15 protein-coding genes are annotated in these 17832 nt (G+C 59.9%); 4 read left to right on the top strand and 11 right to left on the bottom strand.

The genetic code is table 11. The annotated features are described in order from the left end of the window. Positions 1 to 74 precede the first annotated feature (74 nt). On the top strand, positions 75 to 647 hold the full coding sequence (locus tag J2X09_RS26200) for a PD-(D/E)XK nuclease-like domain-containing protein (protein ID WP_310309840.1): 573 nt from the start codon (positions 75 to 77) through the stop codon (positions 645 to 647). A gap of 57 nt (positions 648 to 704) precedes the next feature. Here the strand turns inward: J2X09_RS26200 and dnaB are convergent, their stop codons facing one another. Beyond that, positions 705 to 2114: a replicative DNA helicase gene (gene dnaB / locus J2X09_RS26205; RefSeq protein ID WP_204735878.1), complete on the bottom strand. Its 1410-nt coding sequence runs from the start codon at positions 2112 to 2114 to the stop codon at positions 705 to 707. Positions 2115 to 2116: 2 nt separating this feature from the next. Further along, positions 2117 to 3400, bottom strand: coding sequence for a replication initiation protein (locus tag J2X09_RS26210; RefSeq protein ID WP_204735879.1), 1284 nt, complete (start codon positions 3398 to 3400; stop codon positions 2117 to 2119). A 684-nt stretch (positions 3401 to 4084) separates the two neighbouring features. Here J2X09_RS26210 and J2X09_RS26215 point away from each other — a divergent pair. Together J2X09_RS26215 and J2X09_RS26220 are read left to right on the top strand one after the other, a co-directional pair. Next, the gene (locus tag J2X09_RS26215; RefSeq protein ID WP_204735880.1) at positions 4085 to 5326 is read left to right on the top strand and encodes an AAA family ATPase; all 1242 of its coding nucleotides are present in this window, start codon (positions 4085 to 4087) and stop codon (positions 5324 to 5326) included. A 28-nt stretch (positions 5327 to 5354) separates the two neighbouring features. Next, positions 5355 to 6335, top strand: coding sequence for a ParB/RepB/Spo0J family partition protein (locus J2X09_RS26220; RefSeq protein ID WP_204735881.1), 981 nt, complete (start codon positions 5355 to 5357; stop codon positions 6333 to 6335). A gap of 166 nt (positions 6336 to 6501) precedes the next feature. On the opposite strand, the gene J2X09_RS26225 is transcribed toward J2X09_RS26220, so the two are convergent. The 9 genes from J2X09_RS26225 to J2X09_RS26260 form a co-directional block, all read right to left on the bottom strand. Next, positions 6502 to 8400, bottom strand: coding sequence for a site-specific integrase (locus J2X09_RS26225; protein ID WP_204735882.1), 1899 nt, complete (start codon positions 8398 to 8400; stop codon positions 6502 to 6504). Next, positions 8397 to 9098, bottom strand: a complete 702-nt coding sequence (locus J2X09_RS26230) for a hypothetical protein (protein ID WP_204735883.1) — start codon at positions 9096 to 9098, stop codon at positions 8397 to 8399. Before J2X09_RS26230 ends, J2X09_RS26225 begins: the two co-directional genes overlap by 4 nt. Positions 9099 to 9303: 205 nt before the next feature. Next, on the bottom strand, positions 9304 to 11082 hold the full coding sequence (locus J2X09_RS26235) for a hypothetical protein (protein ID WP_310309843.1): 1779 nt from the start codon (positions 11080 to 11082) through the stop codon (positions 9304 to 9306). A 20-nt stretch (positions 11083 to 11102) separates the two neighbouring features. Beyond that, positions 11103 to 12119, bottom strand: coding sequence for an ATP-binding protein (locus tag J2X09_RS26240; RefSeq protein WP_204735885.1), 1017 nt, complete (start codon positions 12117 to 12119; stop codon positions 11103 to 11105). Then, positions 12119 to 14200 (bottom strand): integrase core domain-containing protein, encoded by a 2082-nt coding sequence (locus tag J2X09_RS26245; RefSeq protein ID WP_204735886.1) that lies wholly within the window; start codon positions 14198 to 14200, stop codon positions 12119 to 12121. The genes J2X09_RS26240 and J2X09_RS26245 overlap by 1 nt, the downstream gene beginning before the upstream one ends. A gap of 136 nt (positions 14201 to 14336) precedes the next feature. Next, the gene (locus tag J2X09_RS27135) at positions 14337 to 14771 is read right to left on the bottom strand and encodes a ubiquitination-like system serine protease family protein (protein ID WP_374726535.1); all 435 of its coding nucleotides are present in this window, start codon (positions 14769 to 14771) and stop codon (positions 14337 to 14339) included. Next, the gene (locus tag J2X09_RS26250) at positions 14771 to 15940 is read right to left on the bottom strand and encodes a ThiF family adenylyltransferase (RefSeq protein ID WP_204735887.1); all 1170 of its coding nucleotides are present in this window, start codon (positions 15938 to 15940) and stop codon (positions 14771 to 14773) included. The genes J2X09_RS27135 and J2X09_RS26250 overlap by 1 nt, the downstream gene beginning before the upstream one ends. Continuing rightward, positions 15915 to 16184 carry a multiubiquitin domain-containing protein gene (locus J2X09_RS26255; RefSeq protein WP_204735888.1) on the bottom strand — a complete coding sequence of 90 codons (270 nt, stop codon included), beginning with the start codon at positions 16182 to 16184 and terminating at the stop codon, positions 15915 to 15917. The genes J2X09_RS26250 and J2X09_RS26255 overlap by 26 nt, the downstream gene beginning before the upstream one ends. Before the next feature lie 87 nt (positions 16185 to 16271). Continuing rightward, positions 16272 to 16505 carry a DUF2188 domain-containing protein gene (locus J2X09_RS26260; RefSeq protein WP_310309847.1) on the bottom strand — a complete coding sequence of 78 codons (234 nt, stop codon included), beginning with the start codon at positions 16503 to 16505 and terminating at the stop codon, positions 16272 to 16274. Positions 16506 to 16590: 85 nt separating this feature from the next. On the opposite strand from J2X09_RS26260, the gene J2X09_RS26265 reads away from it, so the two are divergent. Then, entirely contained in the window at positions 16591 to 17658 is a 1068-nt protein-coding gene (locus J2X09_RS26265; protein WP_204735889.1) for a helix-turn-helix domain-containing protein, read from the top strand. The last annotated feature ends 174 nt before the right edge of the window (positions 17659 to 17832 follow it).

Raw genomic sequence — 17832 nt, forward strand, 5'->3', positions numbered from 1 at the left:
GCTCAGCGGTGCCCGGCGCATCCTGAACCTCCGATAGCCAATCTAGCGGCATCCCACACCGATGCCTAGCCAAGGTGGGATGGCCGGCCGCTTACGACGAACCGACATTCTCGACTGCGCGGCAGTTGGCCGACAAGGTGCGCGAGACCCACTACAAGGGCCGCCCGCTGGGCCGCTTCATTGAGGAGTCGATGACCGAGGTGAGCATCTATTTCACTGAACCCACTACCGGCCTGCGGCTGCGTGTGCGCCACGACATCTATCACCCGGATCTGGCGTTCGACCTGAAATCCACTCGCCACCCCAGCGTGAACTTGTTCAGCCGAGATGCCGTCAAGTTCGACTACGACCTGCAGGCCTTCATGTATTCACTTGGCCGCTCCCTATACGAGGGTACGAGCGACACCAAGCCGTTCGTGTTCATCGCCGCCGAAAGCAACGAGCCTTTTTCAGTGCACACGCTTTCGACCAGCAATTCCTTCCTCACCAACGGCGCGAAGAAGTTCCAGGAATGCCTCACGGTCTACAAGGCCTGTGCAGCCACCGGCCACTGGCCCGACCTCAGCAGCAATGGAGAGATCGAGATCGAGCACTGGCAACAGTTCACACCCACGCGCGCCTGGGTGGCCGGGCATTCGGCAATTTGAACCTCAGCGAGCGTTCTCAGCCATTTCTTCCGGAAACCGGTTCAACTTTGCGTCGTGCTATGTTGCACGGGCAAGCGACTCAAACCGCGTAAGGCTGCTAATAAAAGCCAGCTTGACCGTGCCGGTAGGACCGTTTCTCTGCTTGCCAATGATCACCTCCGCCACGCCAGGTTCTTCGCAAGCGTCCTTGGAGTAGTACTCGTCACGGTAGAGGAACATGATAGTGTCCGCGTCTTGCTCAATGGCCCCGGACTCTCGGATGTCGCTCATCATCGGCCTCTTGTCCACCCGGGCCTCCACGCTTCGGTTGAGCTGAGACAAGGCGATCACCGGGCAGCGCAGTTCCTTGGCCAGCATCTTCAACCCACGGCTGATGTCCGCGAGTTCTGTAGCCCGGTTTTCGGCATGAGCACCGGCATTGCTACTCATGAGCTGCAGGTAGTCAATAACGATCAGACCCAGCTTGCCGTGCTCTCTTGCCAACCGCCGTGAGTTCGATCGGATCAAGCTGGGAGTAATGCTCACCGTTTCGTCGATATGCAATGGCATCCGAGCCATCTCTTCCGCAGCCTCGCTGAAACGAAGCCAATCTTCATCCGTCAGTTTCCCCGTGCGGAAGCGGCTCGCATCGATTCGGCCCATGGAGCACGTCAGACGATCGGCCAATTGGTTCGCGCCCATTTCAAGCGAGAAGATGACGACAGGCAGTTTCTGAATCCTGGCTACATGCTCAGCGATGTTGACCGCGAAGGCGGTCTTGCCAATCGATGGGCGGGCAGCGATGACGATCAAGTCACCTTCCTGCATGCCAGCGGTCATGCGGTCGATGTCCCTGAAACCCGTTGCGATTCCTGTCACGTCGCTTTGAGCTTCGGACCTGGCCTGAACGCGGTCCATGACGCTCATGATGAGTTTGCTCATCGCCACAGGGCCCGTTGCGCGCTGACCGCCCTCCTCACCGATGCCAAAGATCTTCTGCTCCGCCTCGTCGATCAAGACATCAACTTCGCGACCTTCTCTGTTGAACACTGAGTCGGAGATCTCTGCACTGGCAATCAACAGCTTGCGCAGGACAGCTTGCTCACGGATGATCTCTGCGTATCGCCGAATGTTGGCGACGCTCGGAACGTACTGGGCTAGCGTGTTCAGGAACGGGATGCCGCCAATACCCTGTGCCAGGCCTTTGGCAACGAGGTGTTCGTACACAGTGACGACGTCACCCTCTCTGCCCGAGGTGATCAATTCCACAAGCGCCACAAACACGATGCGATGTTCGTGGCGGTAAAAATCGTGCTCGTCGAGCACGCCATCGATGTGATCGTGCATTCGGTTGTTCATGAGCAGCGCGCCAAGAAGCGACTGCTCGGCCTGCAACGAGTGTGGAACTGTGATGGTGCGCTCCGACGTCGAGTTCTGATTCAAAGCACCAGGCTCGAAATCGTTAAGGTTGTCCCATGGAATATTCATGTCTATTCCACTACCTCAGTTTCGCCCTGGATCAACTGTTGATCCGACTTGTACATCTCGACCATGTAGTTCAGAAACAATGGCGTCAACCCCCCGTTGGCGTCCAAAAAGCTCTTGTACTTGAGCGTTGCCTGAGCGGACATGACACCGCGAGAACGCATCACCGCGACGGCACGCTCCAGTAACCCCAATTGTTCTTCCCGCGGCAATGCCACGATCAGCGCTCGGATCTCGTCGGATGCCGTTTGTTTGAGCTCGATCGGAGGTTCTGCAGGAGCCTTCGGGGACGGCACTGTCATAACATGTTGCGCCATGTCTTTCGCAACGGTGCGCAACCAGGCACTGCGATTGTGAATCTCGCTTGCGTTCTCGCGACGGGTCATGTGTTCAAGTCTGTTCAGAGCAGCCAGTGCGATTCTGCTTCCTTGGTGGTATTCGGATGCAATGGACTTGATCGTTGAAAGAGGCACATCGAGAGCGGCGGCTTTTTCGATCAGCTCGAGCGGCAGACTCTGATCCACCTCGATCGCCGTAGCTTTGCGCCGGATTCGAAAGTAGACCTCGGTCACGCTGTTGCGCGGCCCATCCCGCTTTTCTTCAGGCCTCTCGACTTCGATGTCCGTCAGTTCACTGATTTCTTGCAAGGCAGGAGTGATCGTTTCGTATTTGACCTTTCGCCAGTCGCGCCGCGCCGCATTGGGCTTGTGCGATATGGCCGTCGTCCACCATTCAGGTGAGTGGGCGGAAGTACACCCGCCCGGCACCGTCTTGTAGCGAGCAAAGATTTCGTAGAGAGCGATGGCGGCATACGATCTAAGCTTGACGATTTGCTTGAGATCGATCAACGTGTACAGGCCATGGTTGATCAAGAGCCTCATGATCTCAGGCGGCAACGCCCACTGGGCGATCACTTCCTTATTGCGCTTAAAGATCTTCACCTGGCTAAGCAGGCTCATGTTGCCCCAGGCGTCTTCGATGCCCTTCTCCACCGGCTTCCAGTCGACCTCAGTCCTGCGCATCTCGTGGAAGCACTTCTTGGCGCGCGTGTAAAAGTCCTTGTAGTCCTCATCGACATAGGACAACAGGTCCGCCAGGCGGGCCTCGAAGGTGTGAGTGGCCGACGGCTCCTGGCTTGTGCTATCTACGATGCGCTTGCATTGGTTCTGTGTTTCCCACAGAAGAACGGTGTAGATCTTGCGTGACAGCGTGGACAGTTCCTTGACTGAAGGAATCATCACGATCAAGTCATTCGATTTTTTGTAGATGAGCTCTTGGGCGGACGGCATGTCTGTGTTCGGTGCGTCAAATGCGTACGAAAAATTATATGGAAGCCGTACGGCATCCACAAGAGCTCTCTCAGCCCGGCTTCGGTTTTTGGCGTACGTCATGGTCGTGCTGTCAGATTTCTACCCTTGGGTGCAGGCATTCACACACACTGCCGCTCTCCGGCGACCCCGTAGTTCACTCATTTTCGGTTTTTGCCGTACGCCTTTCTCAACAAATTGGCGTACGGCGAAAGACGAAGAGGAAGTTTTTGCATCGGCTTGACTCAAAACCGCAAGTTAGGCAGTCGAAGTGACTCACATGGCTTCACCGGTACGCATTTTCGGTTTTAGGGGTACGCGTCTTCGTTTTTTGACGTACACATCTTCGGTTTCTGTCGTACGGCACTTTCGGAAATAGTCATATAAATCAAATAGTTACGTGACATTCCACAAGGCCCAAGTTATTTCAAGTCTTTCTTTAAAGTTTCAAGCAACCCGCTCTGCGCGGGTTGCCTTTGAGGTGTAGCTCAGGGAGCCTTCGCCTTTTCGCCTGTGGATGCGTATCAAAGTGGGACCAGCACGTAGTTTTTTGCTTGAAGCCGGGGATTCAGTGGGATGCTGTAGCTGATTTGAAATTCTGCGTTTTTACAGTTGTTCGCTAAAATTCGCAGAATGCGGCGCACCCCGGTGCCGCGAGGAACCCCCATGCGCAAGGTCAAACCTACCCCGGCCGAAATCGGCCTATCCGAGCTAGAGGCTCTCACGGAGAACGCCGGCAATGTGATCAGCCAGGTGCGATCTTTCATGCTGGCGCCTGAGGCCAGAAAGAAACCTCCCGTGTTCAACAGCGCGCAGCTTTGCGAGCTATGCGGTATCGACCGCTCTCGACTCCAGTATTTGGTGAAGAAGGGAGAACTGCCCGCAGGCGACCGCGAGGGCAATGGGCGGCGGGAATGGACTCTGGCGGAGGCGCGCGAGTGGGTCCGCGCCTTGCGCCCGGAGTATCTTCGAGACCCTGCATTGGCCACTGCGGCGGTCATCACGGTAGCCAACTTCAAGGGCGGCGTGTCGAAGACGACAACTGCAGCTGTCCTCGCTCAAGGTTTGAGCCTGCGCGGGCACAAAGTCCTGGTCGTCGATTGCGATCCTCAGGGTTCGTTGACGACCTTGTTTGGGGTACTGCCTGCAAGCGAAGTTGAAGAGGAAGACACGATCATGCCTCTGTGTACTGGTGAGGCAGAAAGCATCATGCCCAGCATTCAGAAAACCTACTGGGATGGGATTGATCTGGTGGCTGCCGCTCCCCTCCTCTTCTCAGCCGAGTTCATGCTGCCGCTCAAGCAGGTTAAGGACCGGTCTTTTGCTTTCTGGCGGGTGTTGGACAACGGATTGGATGAGGCGCGCGACGAATATGACGTGATCATCATCGACACGCCCCCTTCCCTCTCCTACATCACGATCAATGCGTTGATGGCCGCGAACGGTGTTGTGATGCCGCTTCCTCCGAGCTCGCTGGATTTTGCTTCGAGCGCGCAGTTCTGGAACTTGTTCACCGAGACGTGCAATTCGCTTTTCGACCGCAATCCCGACAACAAGAAGTTCCATTTCATTGATGTGGTGCTGTCCCGTGTGGATCGTGGTGACGTGGCCAGTGCGGCTGTGAGGGAGTGGATCATGTCGGCGTACGGCCCGAAGGTGCTGCCGATCGAAATCCCAAAAACAAGTATCGCTGCCAGCGCCAGCGCCACGTTTGGCACGGTGTATGACATCGATCCGGCGTCTGTGCAGGCCAAGACCTTGAAGCGCGCTCACGATGCGTACGAGGATCTGATCAATTTCATTGAACCCCAAATCGAGGGGTTCTGGGCCGATTGCGCACAGATTGTGAAGTCGACCGAAACCGAACTCCAGGCGAAGGAAAAGGAAGTGGGGACCACCAATGAATAAACGTGCACTGAGTCCCGCGCAGCGGGCTATGCAAGCTATCCACCAGCAGAACGCAACACCTGTTGAGCGTCCGGCGCGTGATAAACCCTTTGCCGCTACGAAGACTGGGCCGGGTGGGCTAAGTGCAGCGATGATGGAGGTGGATGAGCGAGTCATCCAACTTACGTCGCGGGCTGAAGAAGCAGAGAAAGCGCTGGGTAACTGGCAGGGCGCTGCTCCCGCAAAGAAGATGGATCCGAAGACGATCGGGCATTCGTCGTATGCCAACAGATTGAACGAGAGCTTTTCTGGGGCGGAATTTGATGCTCTCAAGAAGGAGATCCAGGAAGCCGGGGGTAACGTTCAACCGATTAAGGTGCGGCCTGTCACTGGGAAAACCGAGCAGTTCGAGGTGGTCTTCGGCCACCGACGTCATCGCGCTTGCCTTGAACTTGGAGTGGATGTGTTGGCCGTGATCGAGGTTATGGACGACCGTCGGTTGTTCACTGAGATGGACCGCGAGAACCGCCTACGCGCAGACCTCAAGCCGTATGAACAAGGGCTTATGTACAAGAGGGCGCTCGATAGCGGCTTGTATCCCTCGCAACGCAAGCTCGCGGAAGATCTTGGGGTGGACCAGGGAAACGTATCCAAGGCAGTCGCGCTTGCATCACTCCCCACGGAAGTTCTGTGCGCCTTTTCCAGTCCGCTCGCCATCCAGTACCGTTGGGTTTCTCCATTGAAAGCGGCCTACGACAAGGACGGTGAGGGGGTTGTGGAAGCTGCCAAGGAAGTCGTTTCTCGTGAAAGGCGGCCTAGCGATGAGTCTGTGTTCGTCATTCTGTCTGGGAAGGCGTCCGCACCCGGAAGGGCAAGGGAAGCATCTGCCCAGAACATTGTTGGGAAAAATGGGGTCACCGCGACCCTGCGCAGCACCTCAAGTGCGCACATTTTTGAGATACCCAAGTCGGGCTTGACACCCGGCAAGGTCGATCAGATCCGAGATTTAATCGAACAACTATTGGGATGAGACGTCGGGGTGATGTACGGTACATCGCCCCTTTTTTCTTGCTCCTCAAGGTCAACTTGCACTTGCTAGTTCGCCTTGCCACGGAGCTCTAGGGCCATCTAGATGTGCGAAAGAGGAGGGTGATGTACCGTACATCACCCTGATGCTGTCGCTGAGAAGCAGTGCTCTATTGAGTCACCTTCGCCCAAGCCCGCTGTAGCTCTGCGGCACGACGCTGCAGCGGCGCACGGCTGTAAATGGACATCGTGGTGTCGATGCGCGAGTGCCCAAGCTGCTGCTGGACGACGTCGTACGGCGTGCCCAGCGCCACTGATGTGGTCCCAAAAGTGTGTCGCAGCCAGTGTGCCGATGCGCCTTGCAGGCGACTTTGCTCGGCTGCCGATAGGGCAGAGCTGGCTATTGCGCGAGCGAGCCAGGTGCGGGTAGTTTTGTAAAGGGTCTGGTAGCTCACCGGCTTCATCGGGTCTGGCAGACTGGCCAGTACTGGCGCATTGCGAGGTGCAACATCGAGGCTCTCCAGGCCGCGGCTGGCCAGATAGTCGTCCAGCACGTTGAGAGCGGCGTCGACCAGCAGCACGTCACGCGCCTTCTTTCCTTTGCCCACCACGCGCAAGAAAACCCCCTCAGGTTCCACCCGGATGTCGGAAATCTTCGCGGCCAGCAGTTCAGCACTGCGAAGACCCGTGGTGGACAGGAAAGCGACCACGAACCGAGCACGCGCGCGAGCAGGGGAGGGCGCCTGACGCTCGATGAAGGCCCCGATCGCGCCCATGGCCTTGAGCGATATCGCTTTCGTGTCCAGCGCTCGGCTATCTTTGGCCGGCGCCGTGCTTTGGCCGGTCTTCTTCACGAGCTTCCAAGGGTTGGCGCGCAAGTACTCGGCGTTGCAGAGCCAATCGAACCAGCTGGCGAGAATCGTCATCGCCTGCTGCTGGCTTGCTGCGCTCAGCTGGCCCTTGAAGGGCGTCCAACCGTCCTGTCCCGGCGAAGCTTTGGTGCGCGAAATCCACCCGTCCGGCACGTACGCCAGAAAGGTCTTGTAGGCCTGCGCATCGTCTAGTTTGAAGTCCACCAGACGGCGCCCGGCACGCTCAATCTGCAGCCACAGCAGCAGGCGGCGGCCCTCGCGCAGATAGGACTTGCGGGTGGCCGGCGAGCCTGCACAGGTCTCGGCCCAGGAGGTCAGAGCCTGCGGGTCGGTGCGGATGGCTCCGATGTTGTCCTTGCGCCATGCGGTGTTCACATGGGAGGAGGGCGGGAGCAGGGCGCCTTCAGATGGGGTTTTGGGTTGGCTGAGTTGGCTGCCAGGTTGAATTTGGGGGCGGCTTTCGGGTGGCTCCTGCACCGCATCTGGGTGGCTTGTCTGGAGGTTGACCAGCACCAAGGTCTGCGCCGCGAAGCCCAACGAGCGCCGACGCGTGCTGCCGGGCAGGATGGCTTCGAGCTGCTGTGCAATCTGAGCCGCCTTCGTGCGGCCCACAGCCGTGATGCCGCTGTACCACTGACCGCCCTGGCGCACGCGATCGGCCAGCTGCTGCAGGTTGACGTAGCCGGCGCGCACCAGGCGCCGAGCCAAATGATCCGCAAACCAGGCATCGACTTCGTCGGTCGGGCGCGGCTGCGCCGTGGTGCGCCCGTCGACCTCCAGGCGGCGCAGCATGTCCACCACGCGCTGGCGGCTGCGCTCGCGCCGCTGCAGCGTTGCCTGGGCGTTCGAAGCGTGCGGCGCCGGCGGGTATTCGGCCTCATAGAGCTCCAGCTGCTCGGCCTCGCTCCAGCCGTCCAGGTCGCGTGCCTCGATGAACTCGGCCAGGGTAGGGGGCTTGGCCTGGGTGGTTGCCTGGCGGTCCTTCTCGCGGATGCGAATGCCGATGAGCCGGTGGTGACGTTCGCCGGCTTGTTTGGCCGCCAGGCGCAGCTGGGCGCTGAGCTCGTTGTGGGCGATTTGCGCCTCGCGCGCGCCATCGATGCCCAGGTAGGTTCGCGCGCAGGCGAGGACCTCCAGGCCGTCGGCGACGGCGCGCAAGTACGCCAGGTGGTGGGGGCCGATGCGGACGCGGTTCATGGATTGTTCTGTTCGGCCCGGCCAAGCGCAGCCCGGCGATCGGCCACGTAGGCGTCAAAGATGTCGCGCCCGATCATCGCCATGGCCTCTCCGCTGGCGCGTTCGTAGCGGCTGCTGCGCGCGTCGATGGAGGCGATGCGGTGGGCCGTGTTGGTGCGCTCATCTGCTCCGGTCAGGCTCGTCGATCGATACCCGCTCAGCATGAAGTTTTGAGGCTTCACGCCGGCAAAGCGGTGGTGGTTCTTCAGCACATACAGCCCGAATCTTTCGCCCCCGCTGAGGCTGTCGCATTCCTCCAAGAGCATTAAATCAAGCTGGTACGCCGCCGGGTCGTCGCCCCAGCGAGCCTGGGCCAGCGCCTGGGCGCTTGCGGTGTCCTCGCCGAGTCGGCGTTGATCGCTGAACGTCTTGTACTGGTCGGCCCAGCGTGCGAACACGGCCAGATCCTCGGCTTGGCGATCCAGGACCTGCGCGGCGCGGAGGAGGGCCTGGAGATCGGCCGCGCTCGCGGTTTCTTTGAGCTCGTCTGCGGTCTTGCGCAGCGTCGTCGCTGTGCGCTTGGCGGCAGAGGCTTTGGACTTGAAAGAGGCTCCGCCGTGGTACTTGGCGGTGGTGCCGTGGCGCTCGACCAGGTCGGCGCTGGGCTTGAGGCGCGACTTGAAGTCGGTCGGGATGCCGGGGTAAGTGCTTGTCGCCATTGGAGATTTCCTGGTCGAAGGGGTGGGGTGGGTGCTGCACGTCGATTCGGGCTGCACGATTTTAGGTAGAGATTATGCAAATAATCTATAGCCATAGAATTATAAAAAATCGGCTTGAAGCCGTTCACCCGTTCGCCCAAGTGAATTTGACCCTACTTCTGCAAGCCATTTTGACCCTAGGTCGGATGGCCGCCTGGACCAGGCCCTATGGGCCGACCTGTTCCAGCAGTGATGGTGTCAAAACACCCTGCATGCGCTGAAAGGAGGGGTACCACTTCCTCAGCGCTGTGATCGCTTCCTTCGGCGTGCCGCCAAACACCTGCAGCTTGGCGCCGCACATGCGAGCAACGAACCCGTCGCCCGCCTCAAACACCCAAAACACCGGTTTCTTCCCTGGCAGACCCAGCAAGTTGAGCCGCCTGCAGGGCATGGCGCTGGGCTGCGCCGCCTGAGAGACTGTCCAACCGGCTTGAGGGAGCCAAGTCAAACATGGCCCCACGCACACGCTCAACACCGACTTCCATGTTTTGTCTAGCGCTTTCCTGAAAGCGTACTCCCGGGCGGACTTGTTGGGAAGGGGTAAGCTGGGCCAACCGACAGACGTAGGGTTGTTGGCCGCAGGGTGCCCAATGAACACCCAGTGGCCACCGGGCTGCTGAGCAGCGGACCAGTCGCAGGGCTCAATCGCTGGCGTCGCATCCTCCGGCAATATGTGATCCACACCTGCCCGTGCCTGAAAATGGGCTGAACGCCAGAGCTGGAGCAGGGTGAAGCCGGCCGCCTGGTATTCCAGCCAAATGTGTAAGGGAGAGTGCGGCGATATGGACGCTCCGCGCAATGTGAACGGACAGGCATAAAAGCCGGTGGGCCCCAACCCGCCGTACAGCGTATTGGCCTTGTCTGGCCCTGGAGGCCGGTAGGGCCAGCGTCGTTCGCGCGCCTGCGGCTCCACCTGTTGTGCCCACATCCACTCGGTCCATGCAGGAACCGCTTCGGGGTTGTGGTGCAGAAGTCGCTTCTCGTCACCGCTTGGCAGGAATTGGAATTGTTGACCCCAGCGATCGCCATGGCGAACTCCATGACTGCGCAGGTAGCGAGCGACTGACTTGTAGACATGGTTTGCTGGCGTTTCTGCCCAGTACGTGGGTCTGGGCGGCGCAGGGTGGTGACGCCGAATTTTCTTCGTTTGGAGGGGCAAATCGTATGTAGATGCGTGGCGGAATGACCGCCAGGCCGGGGGTGCTGCTTCGGCTTGGCAGGTCATGCACTTTGGGTATGCCAGCCCCAAGGCACTGGAGAGTTCCCACACCACGTGCGAGGTCAGCGCTTCGCGTGACAACGGGGCCAGCTCTCGCCATGCGGAGGATCTGACGACGCGCGACAACTGATCCAGCCATTGAACAACGGCGTCAAGTGCTTGTGTTTGGGGCGGGGTCAGGCGGGGAACACGACAGACCTCGGGTGTGAAGAAAGTGAACTGACCGCATGGGCAGCAACCTCGAAGGTTCAGGTCGGCAGTCGTGAGCTTGTCGGGGAACGCGCGGCCACAGTGACAGCGCTCAAGCAGAGGGCGGTTGTGGATGGGGCAGTCCTGCAGCAGCCGAAGTGAAAACAGGGCAGAGTGATATCCCTCATCAAGGCAAGTCAGACAAACCCGAAAACCCTGGGCCACCAGCGGCCGCATCCACGAGGGCAGAGCGCCCAGGTGAGACCACCGAAAAACCTCCAGCGGCTCACCGAGCGCGTGCGCCAGCGCCTCGGTGTTGAAGGCGCACTTGGGGTTGTGCAGCGGGTGCAGGCGTCGACGGTGCTGGGGTGCTGTGAGGCTGGCGGGCCAGCCGGGCAGTTCTCCTGCCTTGTGCCCGTTCAGGGCGGCCACACGCATGAGGGTGTGCCACAGCGACGCGTAGGGTCTGATGCTGCCGCGGTACCAGGTCAGAGTGGCGATCAAACCGGCGGCCAACTCGGTCGCAGCATCGGTCATGGGCACAGTGAGGCCATGCATCACCCCGTCACCTTGGGTCGCAATTTGGGAGCGGCAGCCGACACAATGGCCATCAAGGGCTTGTGACCACTGTCGGCCACGATGGCCTGCCAGGACTCGGGCGCCGTGACGTCGTCCCACTCCGCGCCGCCGGCCAGCCGCAAGAGCACGTGCCGGCAGGCGTGTGCGACAGTCTTCATCGGGAAATCGAGGGGTCCAGCGTAGCGCTCAGGCAGTTCATCGACCATCGCGTTGAAGAGGGCGTCTGCCTGATGCTCCATGCGCTGGCCTGCGGCCCATGCTTTGGGTGCCAGGCCTGCGGAGTAGGAGATATCCGATCCTGGAGGCCAGCATGTGTTGTCGTAGCCGGCCATCACATAGGCCAGTTCCTGGACGTTGCGCACCCCATGAAAAGGCTTGGACAAGAGCATGAAGCGGGCAGCAACATGGGCGCCACCGGACAAGGCCATTCCCATGGGTTCGTCGAAGAATTGCAGCGAGGCGACGGAAAAGACACACAGGCGGATGCGCTGTCTCTCCAGCGTGCTGTGCAGCTCCACCAGCCAGATCCACTCACGCTGGGTCATGGCCTGCGCCTCGTCAATGACCAGCACCAGAAAGCGCCCCCGACCTCGAGCGGCCATGGCCATCCAGCGCTCGATGAGCATGTGCTGGCGGTCGAGTGGACTGCGCACCGCGTGGGCCAGCGGATGTTGGCTGGCTTGGAGCAAATTTGCATAGAACCGGCCAACCGACTGCGCCGTACCGGAATCGATGTGGCTCCAGACCACCATGGGTACAAATCCCCCGTGCCGCTCGGACAGCAGCCGCTGCAGCCAATGGTTGACTGCGCTGGATTTGCCGAATCGAGACGGGCCAAAAATGGTGGCACCGTCGGCCTGATCGTCCAGCCAACCAGCCATCGCGTTGGCCATGTCATGGATGGCCAGGGTGAACAGCGAATAGTCGCGGGTAACGATGGGGTGTTCCGGTGCGACATGTGACGGCACCAGCGCCGCTGCGGTCTGGGGTTCCATCACCACTGCTGGGCCGTTCTGGGTGGGGGGAGGGCGCTTGGCGGAGCGGGTCCAAGGGCTGCAGATGGTGTCGGCCGTTGAGGTCGTGTTGTCGATGGTTCTGTCACTGCTTCTGGCACCGGCGGCGCCGACCCCGCATGGGCTGTGAGTGCGTTTCTGGCCAGAGACACCATGGATTGGCCGGCCATCGACTCGGCGTGGCGCTGCAAGACGCGCCTGGCTTCAAGGTAGGCTGGGTGGGCGGGCAGTTTTTTGTCGGGTGAAGATTCCGCGTATTGGACCAGCTCCTCGACGGCATCGCATTGGGTGGACAGGTGCAGCAGGCGCCGTTTGTGCAGTGCACGTATCGCTTGGCGGATGTACAGGGTGTGGGGCGTCTGATGCCAAGGTGGGGCCGCGCGCACGGTGCCCAGGTACAGGCCTTGGGCGTTTGAGACACTGGCGTAGCGGGCGTCGTCTTCATCCTCAATGTGGAGCCAGAGGTTCTTGCCGATGAGGTCGGTGCGAAGGCACAGCCACTCAGCTGAATACCGGGCGCTGGCAAAGTTGAAATGAGGGCGCCGTCCGGTGGCGACACCGCCGAGCAGGGTGCACAACTTGCGCACGCCCACCATCCTGCGCACGGCACCAGGGTCCGCCACGCGCACGTGTGTGTCTCCCTGGGCCAATATCCATTCGAGCTGATCCAGTGGGCTGCGGTAGCCCAGCCCGCTGTGGGGTGTCGCGTTGTAGTTGGCGATGAGGGTGTCGAGCAGCTCTGCGGCGTATTCGAGTTGAAACTGGGTGGCTTGGGCTGCGGCATCCGGGTCGTGGCGCCGTGCATCTTTGGGAGAGCTGCCCGTGGTCGGCGACAGCCGATGAAACCCACCGTCGGCCAGTCGCCGAAAAAACGACTCGATGAAAGGGCGGTCGTCCAGGCTGCGCCGGCTGGCGAACGTTGTGGTGTCCTGTGGTTTCAACACCCGGGCACCGACCACATCGTGCATGGGTTGTTCAACGCGGCTGCAGATGTTGGCCAAGGCGCCGTCGACACTGAATTCATCCCAGCATGCCCTCAGAAAACGAGGCGACCGATAGGAGGCAAAGCCAGCCTTGTCGACGTAGGCGTTGTCGCTGAACTGCAGGTCACGCGGGGTCCATGGCGAGAGTGCGTGTTTGACAGCGCGCAGCACGTCCTCGGCCGAGCACTCCCGGCGCAGGCTCAGGTGGTAGCCCAGCACCACGCGGGACGCCACTTCCATGATGACGACAACCCAAAGTCGATGGATCTTGCGCGGCTCGGTCCCGCCGTGAGGAGATGGGACCATCACCACCATGCGCGCATCCAGCTTGTGTGCGTCGCATTCAACTCTCCCAAAAGCCTGCAACCTTGGGCGCTCGACACCGTCACCTGCGCGGGCTTTGCGAACAGCGTTCTGGCCGCCCAGGATCTCGAGCTGGCGTTTGGGGTTCTGGGCAAGCACCTTGGAAATGAAGGTGTTGATCGTGACGTAGCCCAAGCGATCCACGTTGAACGGCCACTCCCCACGCTCTTCATTGCCGAGCTTGCGCAGCTCCTCGATGAACCAGCGAAACAGCGCTTGCCTGGGTTGCTTGGCCGTGGCCAGTGCGGGGCCCTTGAGGAGGATCTGCCGGCGAAAGCGGGCTTCAAGGTCTTGGCCGCCCGGTGAAGAAAAGATCCATTGGAGCGCGCCGGCCGCGCCTCCGCCCCATGGACTGATCACTGGAGGTGTTTCACGGGTGTAGGGTTTGATCCGCAGAAACGGCAATGCACCTCGCCAGCCCAGCAGCGTGCCGTCATCCTGCTGCTGCAGGCAGCGCTCGACGATGATGCGGTAGACGTTGCGCCTCTTCAGGCCGGTTTCCTGGAGCAGTTGAGCCTCGTTGGCCCCGCCCAGGTACAGCACGATGGCACGTTTGCGGTTGAGGAATTGCCGCTGCCTTGCTGGAGGCAACGCTGCCTCATCGACCTCGACCCATTGGGTGATGTTGACCTGTGGCGGCGCAGTGAAGTCACTGGCTGCCGTGCGCACTCCGACCCGTTGCCGTTTTGTCATTGCTGACCCCAGCACTGAAGGCAATCACGGGCGAAATTTACTTGAAATCGCCATCAAGGGCCAGTTTCTCTTGCAAGGGTCCCGTGAAATCGGCGCGAACGCCTCCCAGACTCGCCAGGGTGCGTATGGCCTCCAATTGCCAGTAAGCGACAGAACCCTACTACAAAAGCCGACGTAACCACTCAATAAAACGCGTCACCCAAGACGCCGACTGCGTAGTTTCTTCTCTGGGCTGATCCACCCTGGACTCTCTTTGTGCTTCCACTTCCACTGCGCGATGGTCGCCCGCCCGCACTCGCCTGATCTGCCCTTCGGACATGGCACTTGCCCATAGAACTTTTCCGGAGGTTATCCAATAGTGCGACCGACAGGGAAAGCTCCAGTTGCCAATGGACGGATGCAAAGACACAGTGGCTCCGTGGTCGCTCAAGTGCCACTTCGCTGGATTCAGCGGCGTCACGACTTCCATGCCGCAGCCGCAGCAGCACAGATGTGTCGCTGTCCGATACTTCATGGAAATGTAGAGTCGGCCTCCTTCCAGACGAGCCGGAATGAAATCGACATACTCATGCTGAATGCGGTTCAGTCGAGCCATTACACTCCCTCAGCCACAATTTCGTTGGCGCTGATCGAGTAGCCGCATCGGTAGTCGTGACAACTATCGGCATAGAAGCCGACGAGCTTTTTGAAGCGAATAACGGCAATTGAGGCGGCCAAAGCGTTCAACTCCACGATCTGGATGTTCGTCGAGTATTCGTTTTCTGCGCCATTGCCATCTGCAAAGGAAATGTGAGGGCGGGCCTGATTCCTGGTCTGTGGCGTGCTCGTGACCACCCGGACGAGTCCCCTCAGTTGATCGTCATTGCGCAGCACACCCATGCCCGTCTCGATGAACGGTGTTCCCATCTGTTCCAGCGCAGCAACGATCTCACGCTTGGCCTGGCTGGAGTCCATGCACAGGAACACATAGTCGAACCCCTGCAACTCGCTGGCGTTTGAGCTGTCCAGAAAGCGGGGGTGGGCAACTATGCCGGCACGCATCTCGCCGTAGACACGCGCCCAGTACTGGACTTTCGTGCTGTGTGCTCTCAGGTCTCCGATGGACGCAGCACCCGGCGCACGGAACGCATTGTGTTGTTCAAACACATCGCCATCGAAAAGGTGGATCTCCGCGATACGAGTCTTGGCCAGGAAATCCAGAACATAGGCGCCCGTGCCGCCCAACCCGACGATGGCCACGCGAAGCCGGGCCAGCTTTTCGTTGAGGGCGCCAACGTTCACCCGGGCAGAAGCCGTGTCGATGTAGTTGAACAAGGTCTCTTCCTCGCCCGCCAAATGCACCGGATGCGTCATTGCCGTCACGGACGGATCGATCATCCGGGCTTCTCCACTGATGCGTTCGATATACGTCGTCATCTTGTGGTGGTAGTCGCGATAGTCGGCCTTGGCGGAAAACGTGAAGTCGGCCTGAATCCCGTCACCGAACGATTGGGCGGGGCTCCCATTTTCGATGGAGGTCATCTTTGCGCCGGTGCTCAGGCAAGGATGCTCCCCGGTCCAGTAGGTCACATGGGTTTCCGGCTTCTTGGTCGCGTCATCCGCCAGCTCCAGGCCGGAGATCAATATTCCACGCTTGATCTGCCGCTGTGCATTGGCGTAGGGAATGTCCTTGATGAGAAGGTACGCCCCTTTGCATTCGAGGTCGTAACCGTCCTGGCGCAGCCTTTGCAGGTCAGGACTACGAGCGATTGGTCGGCGTGACATCGAACTCCATCCCATCGTTGACCTTGACCGACTCGCCAGCCACCAGAGACCCCTTGGGCTTGCCCGAGTGACCCTTGGTGTACTGGATCGTGAAATCGACGCCATCCCCAGTGGGCGGGTTGTCGAATGACAGGGCGACGATTTCCGCAAAGGTCAGGAAGTCCTTCTCCACAACCTTCGCACGGCCGTTGAAGATGACGGTGACGTCCTTCTTGCCCGGAGATTTGTCTGCTGCTTCATTCATGATGAATTTGTCCTTGGGTTGATGCTTTTGGTGCCCGCCTCCGCGCATGTGCCGGGCAGGTAACCTCTGGCTGTTACAACAGTCCGCCTACTTGGCGTCCTTTGGCGGGCACGGATCGTTGCCGTAGGAGTCCCGGGCACGGATACGCCCGTCCTGCCCGTGAATCAGCAGTTCGCCCTGACCCTGCCGGGCCATCTCGCGTCCTGTCTGGATCGCCTGCGCCTGGGTGTCGAAGACCTGGCTTGCGCGCTGCCCGCCTTCGCGCAAGGCTCCCCACTGAGCGCCGCGCATAACGATGTGAACATTGTTTCGATTTGCCATTTGGAACCTCCAATGGATTGACGAAATGGAGTTTACAAAATAAAATTCAAGCAGTCAATCTGTAAACCAAAAATCGGAGAGCATCATGATCGGAAATCGGCTTAAAAGGTCCCGCGAAGCGCTGGGCCTGTCGCTGCGCGACCTCGAAGCCGCCATCCATGGGCAGGTGTCGGCGCAGGCCATCGGCAAGTACGAGCGCGATGAAATGATGCCCAGTTCGACGGTGCTGCTCGCACTGGGGCGGGCGCTTCGCGTCTCGCCGGAATTCCTTCTCAGCGAGCGAGAAATCGAGCTGACGGGGGTGGACTTCCGCAAGGCACCGCATGCCGGCGTGAAGGAAGAGCGCGCGGTCGAGGCCGCCATCCTGGATCAGGTCGAGCGCTATCTGGAGCTGGAGGAACTGTTCCCCGGGCTAGACGAAGCATGGATTGCCCCTGGCGCCGTAGAGTTCGAAATCCATCGAATCGAAGATGCGGAGCGGGCCGCCTATGCCCTGCGAGAACTCTGGGCACTTGGCATCGACCCGATTCCCATCATGGCCGAGCTGCTGGAGGACAAAGGGGTCAAGGTGATCGCGTTGGACCTTCCCATCGCCGTTTCGGGCTCCAAGGCGTTCGTCACGCGGCCTGAACATGGGGACGTACCGGTCATTGTCGTCAATCAGCACCACAACGGAGAAAGGCAGCGGTTCACGCTGGCACACGAACTCGCTCACCTCGTGCTGCGGTTCAGTGGTCTTAGCGAAGCGGATCAGGAGAAGGCTGCGGATCGGTTCGCCGGTGCCTTTCTCATGGCGAAGGACATGGTGTTGCGGCTACTGGGTCAACACCGCACGTCTATTTCGTTGGGCGAGTTGGCCGAGTTGAAGAAAATCTTCAAGGTCAGCGTGGCTTCGCTGGTCGTGCGTTGTTCGCAGTTGGGCGTGCTGACGAAGGCCGCCTACGGGAGGTTGTGGGCGCAGATTCGCGGCCTGGGGTGGAATGGGCCGGCATCGGCGGAGCCTTACTCACTGCCCGCAGAAGTGCCGTTACGGATGGAGCGCATGTGTCTGCGAGCAGTCGCCGAAGCCGTCATATCCGAGGCCAAAGCGGCCGAGCTTCTCAATATCAGCGTTCGTGAGCTTGATCGGCGTCTGATGGGACAAATCGTATAGATCGCCATGATCATCCTGGTCTCCGACACATCCATACTGATCGACTTGGAACGGGGCGGGCTGCTCGAGGCTGCTTTTTGTAAGCGCGCAATTAACCACGTCCTTCCTGCTCGTGCACTGACGTGAGAGCCTACGTGCCCACGTACATGTAGATGGGAACGTAATGTCAGATTG

This window comes from Hydrogenophaga laconesensis (genome assembly GCF_031457235.1).
Lineage (GTDB): Bacteria > Pseudomonadota > Gammaproteobacteria > Burkholderiales > Burkholderiaceae_C > Hydrogenophaga > Hydrogenophaga laconesensis.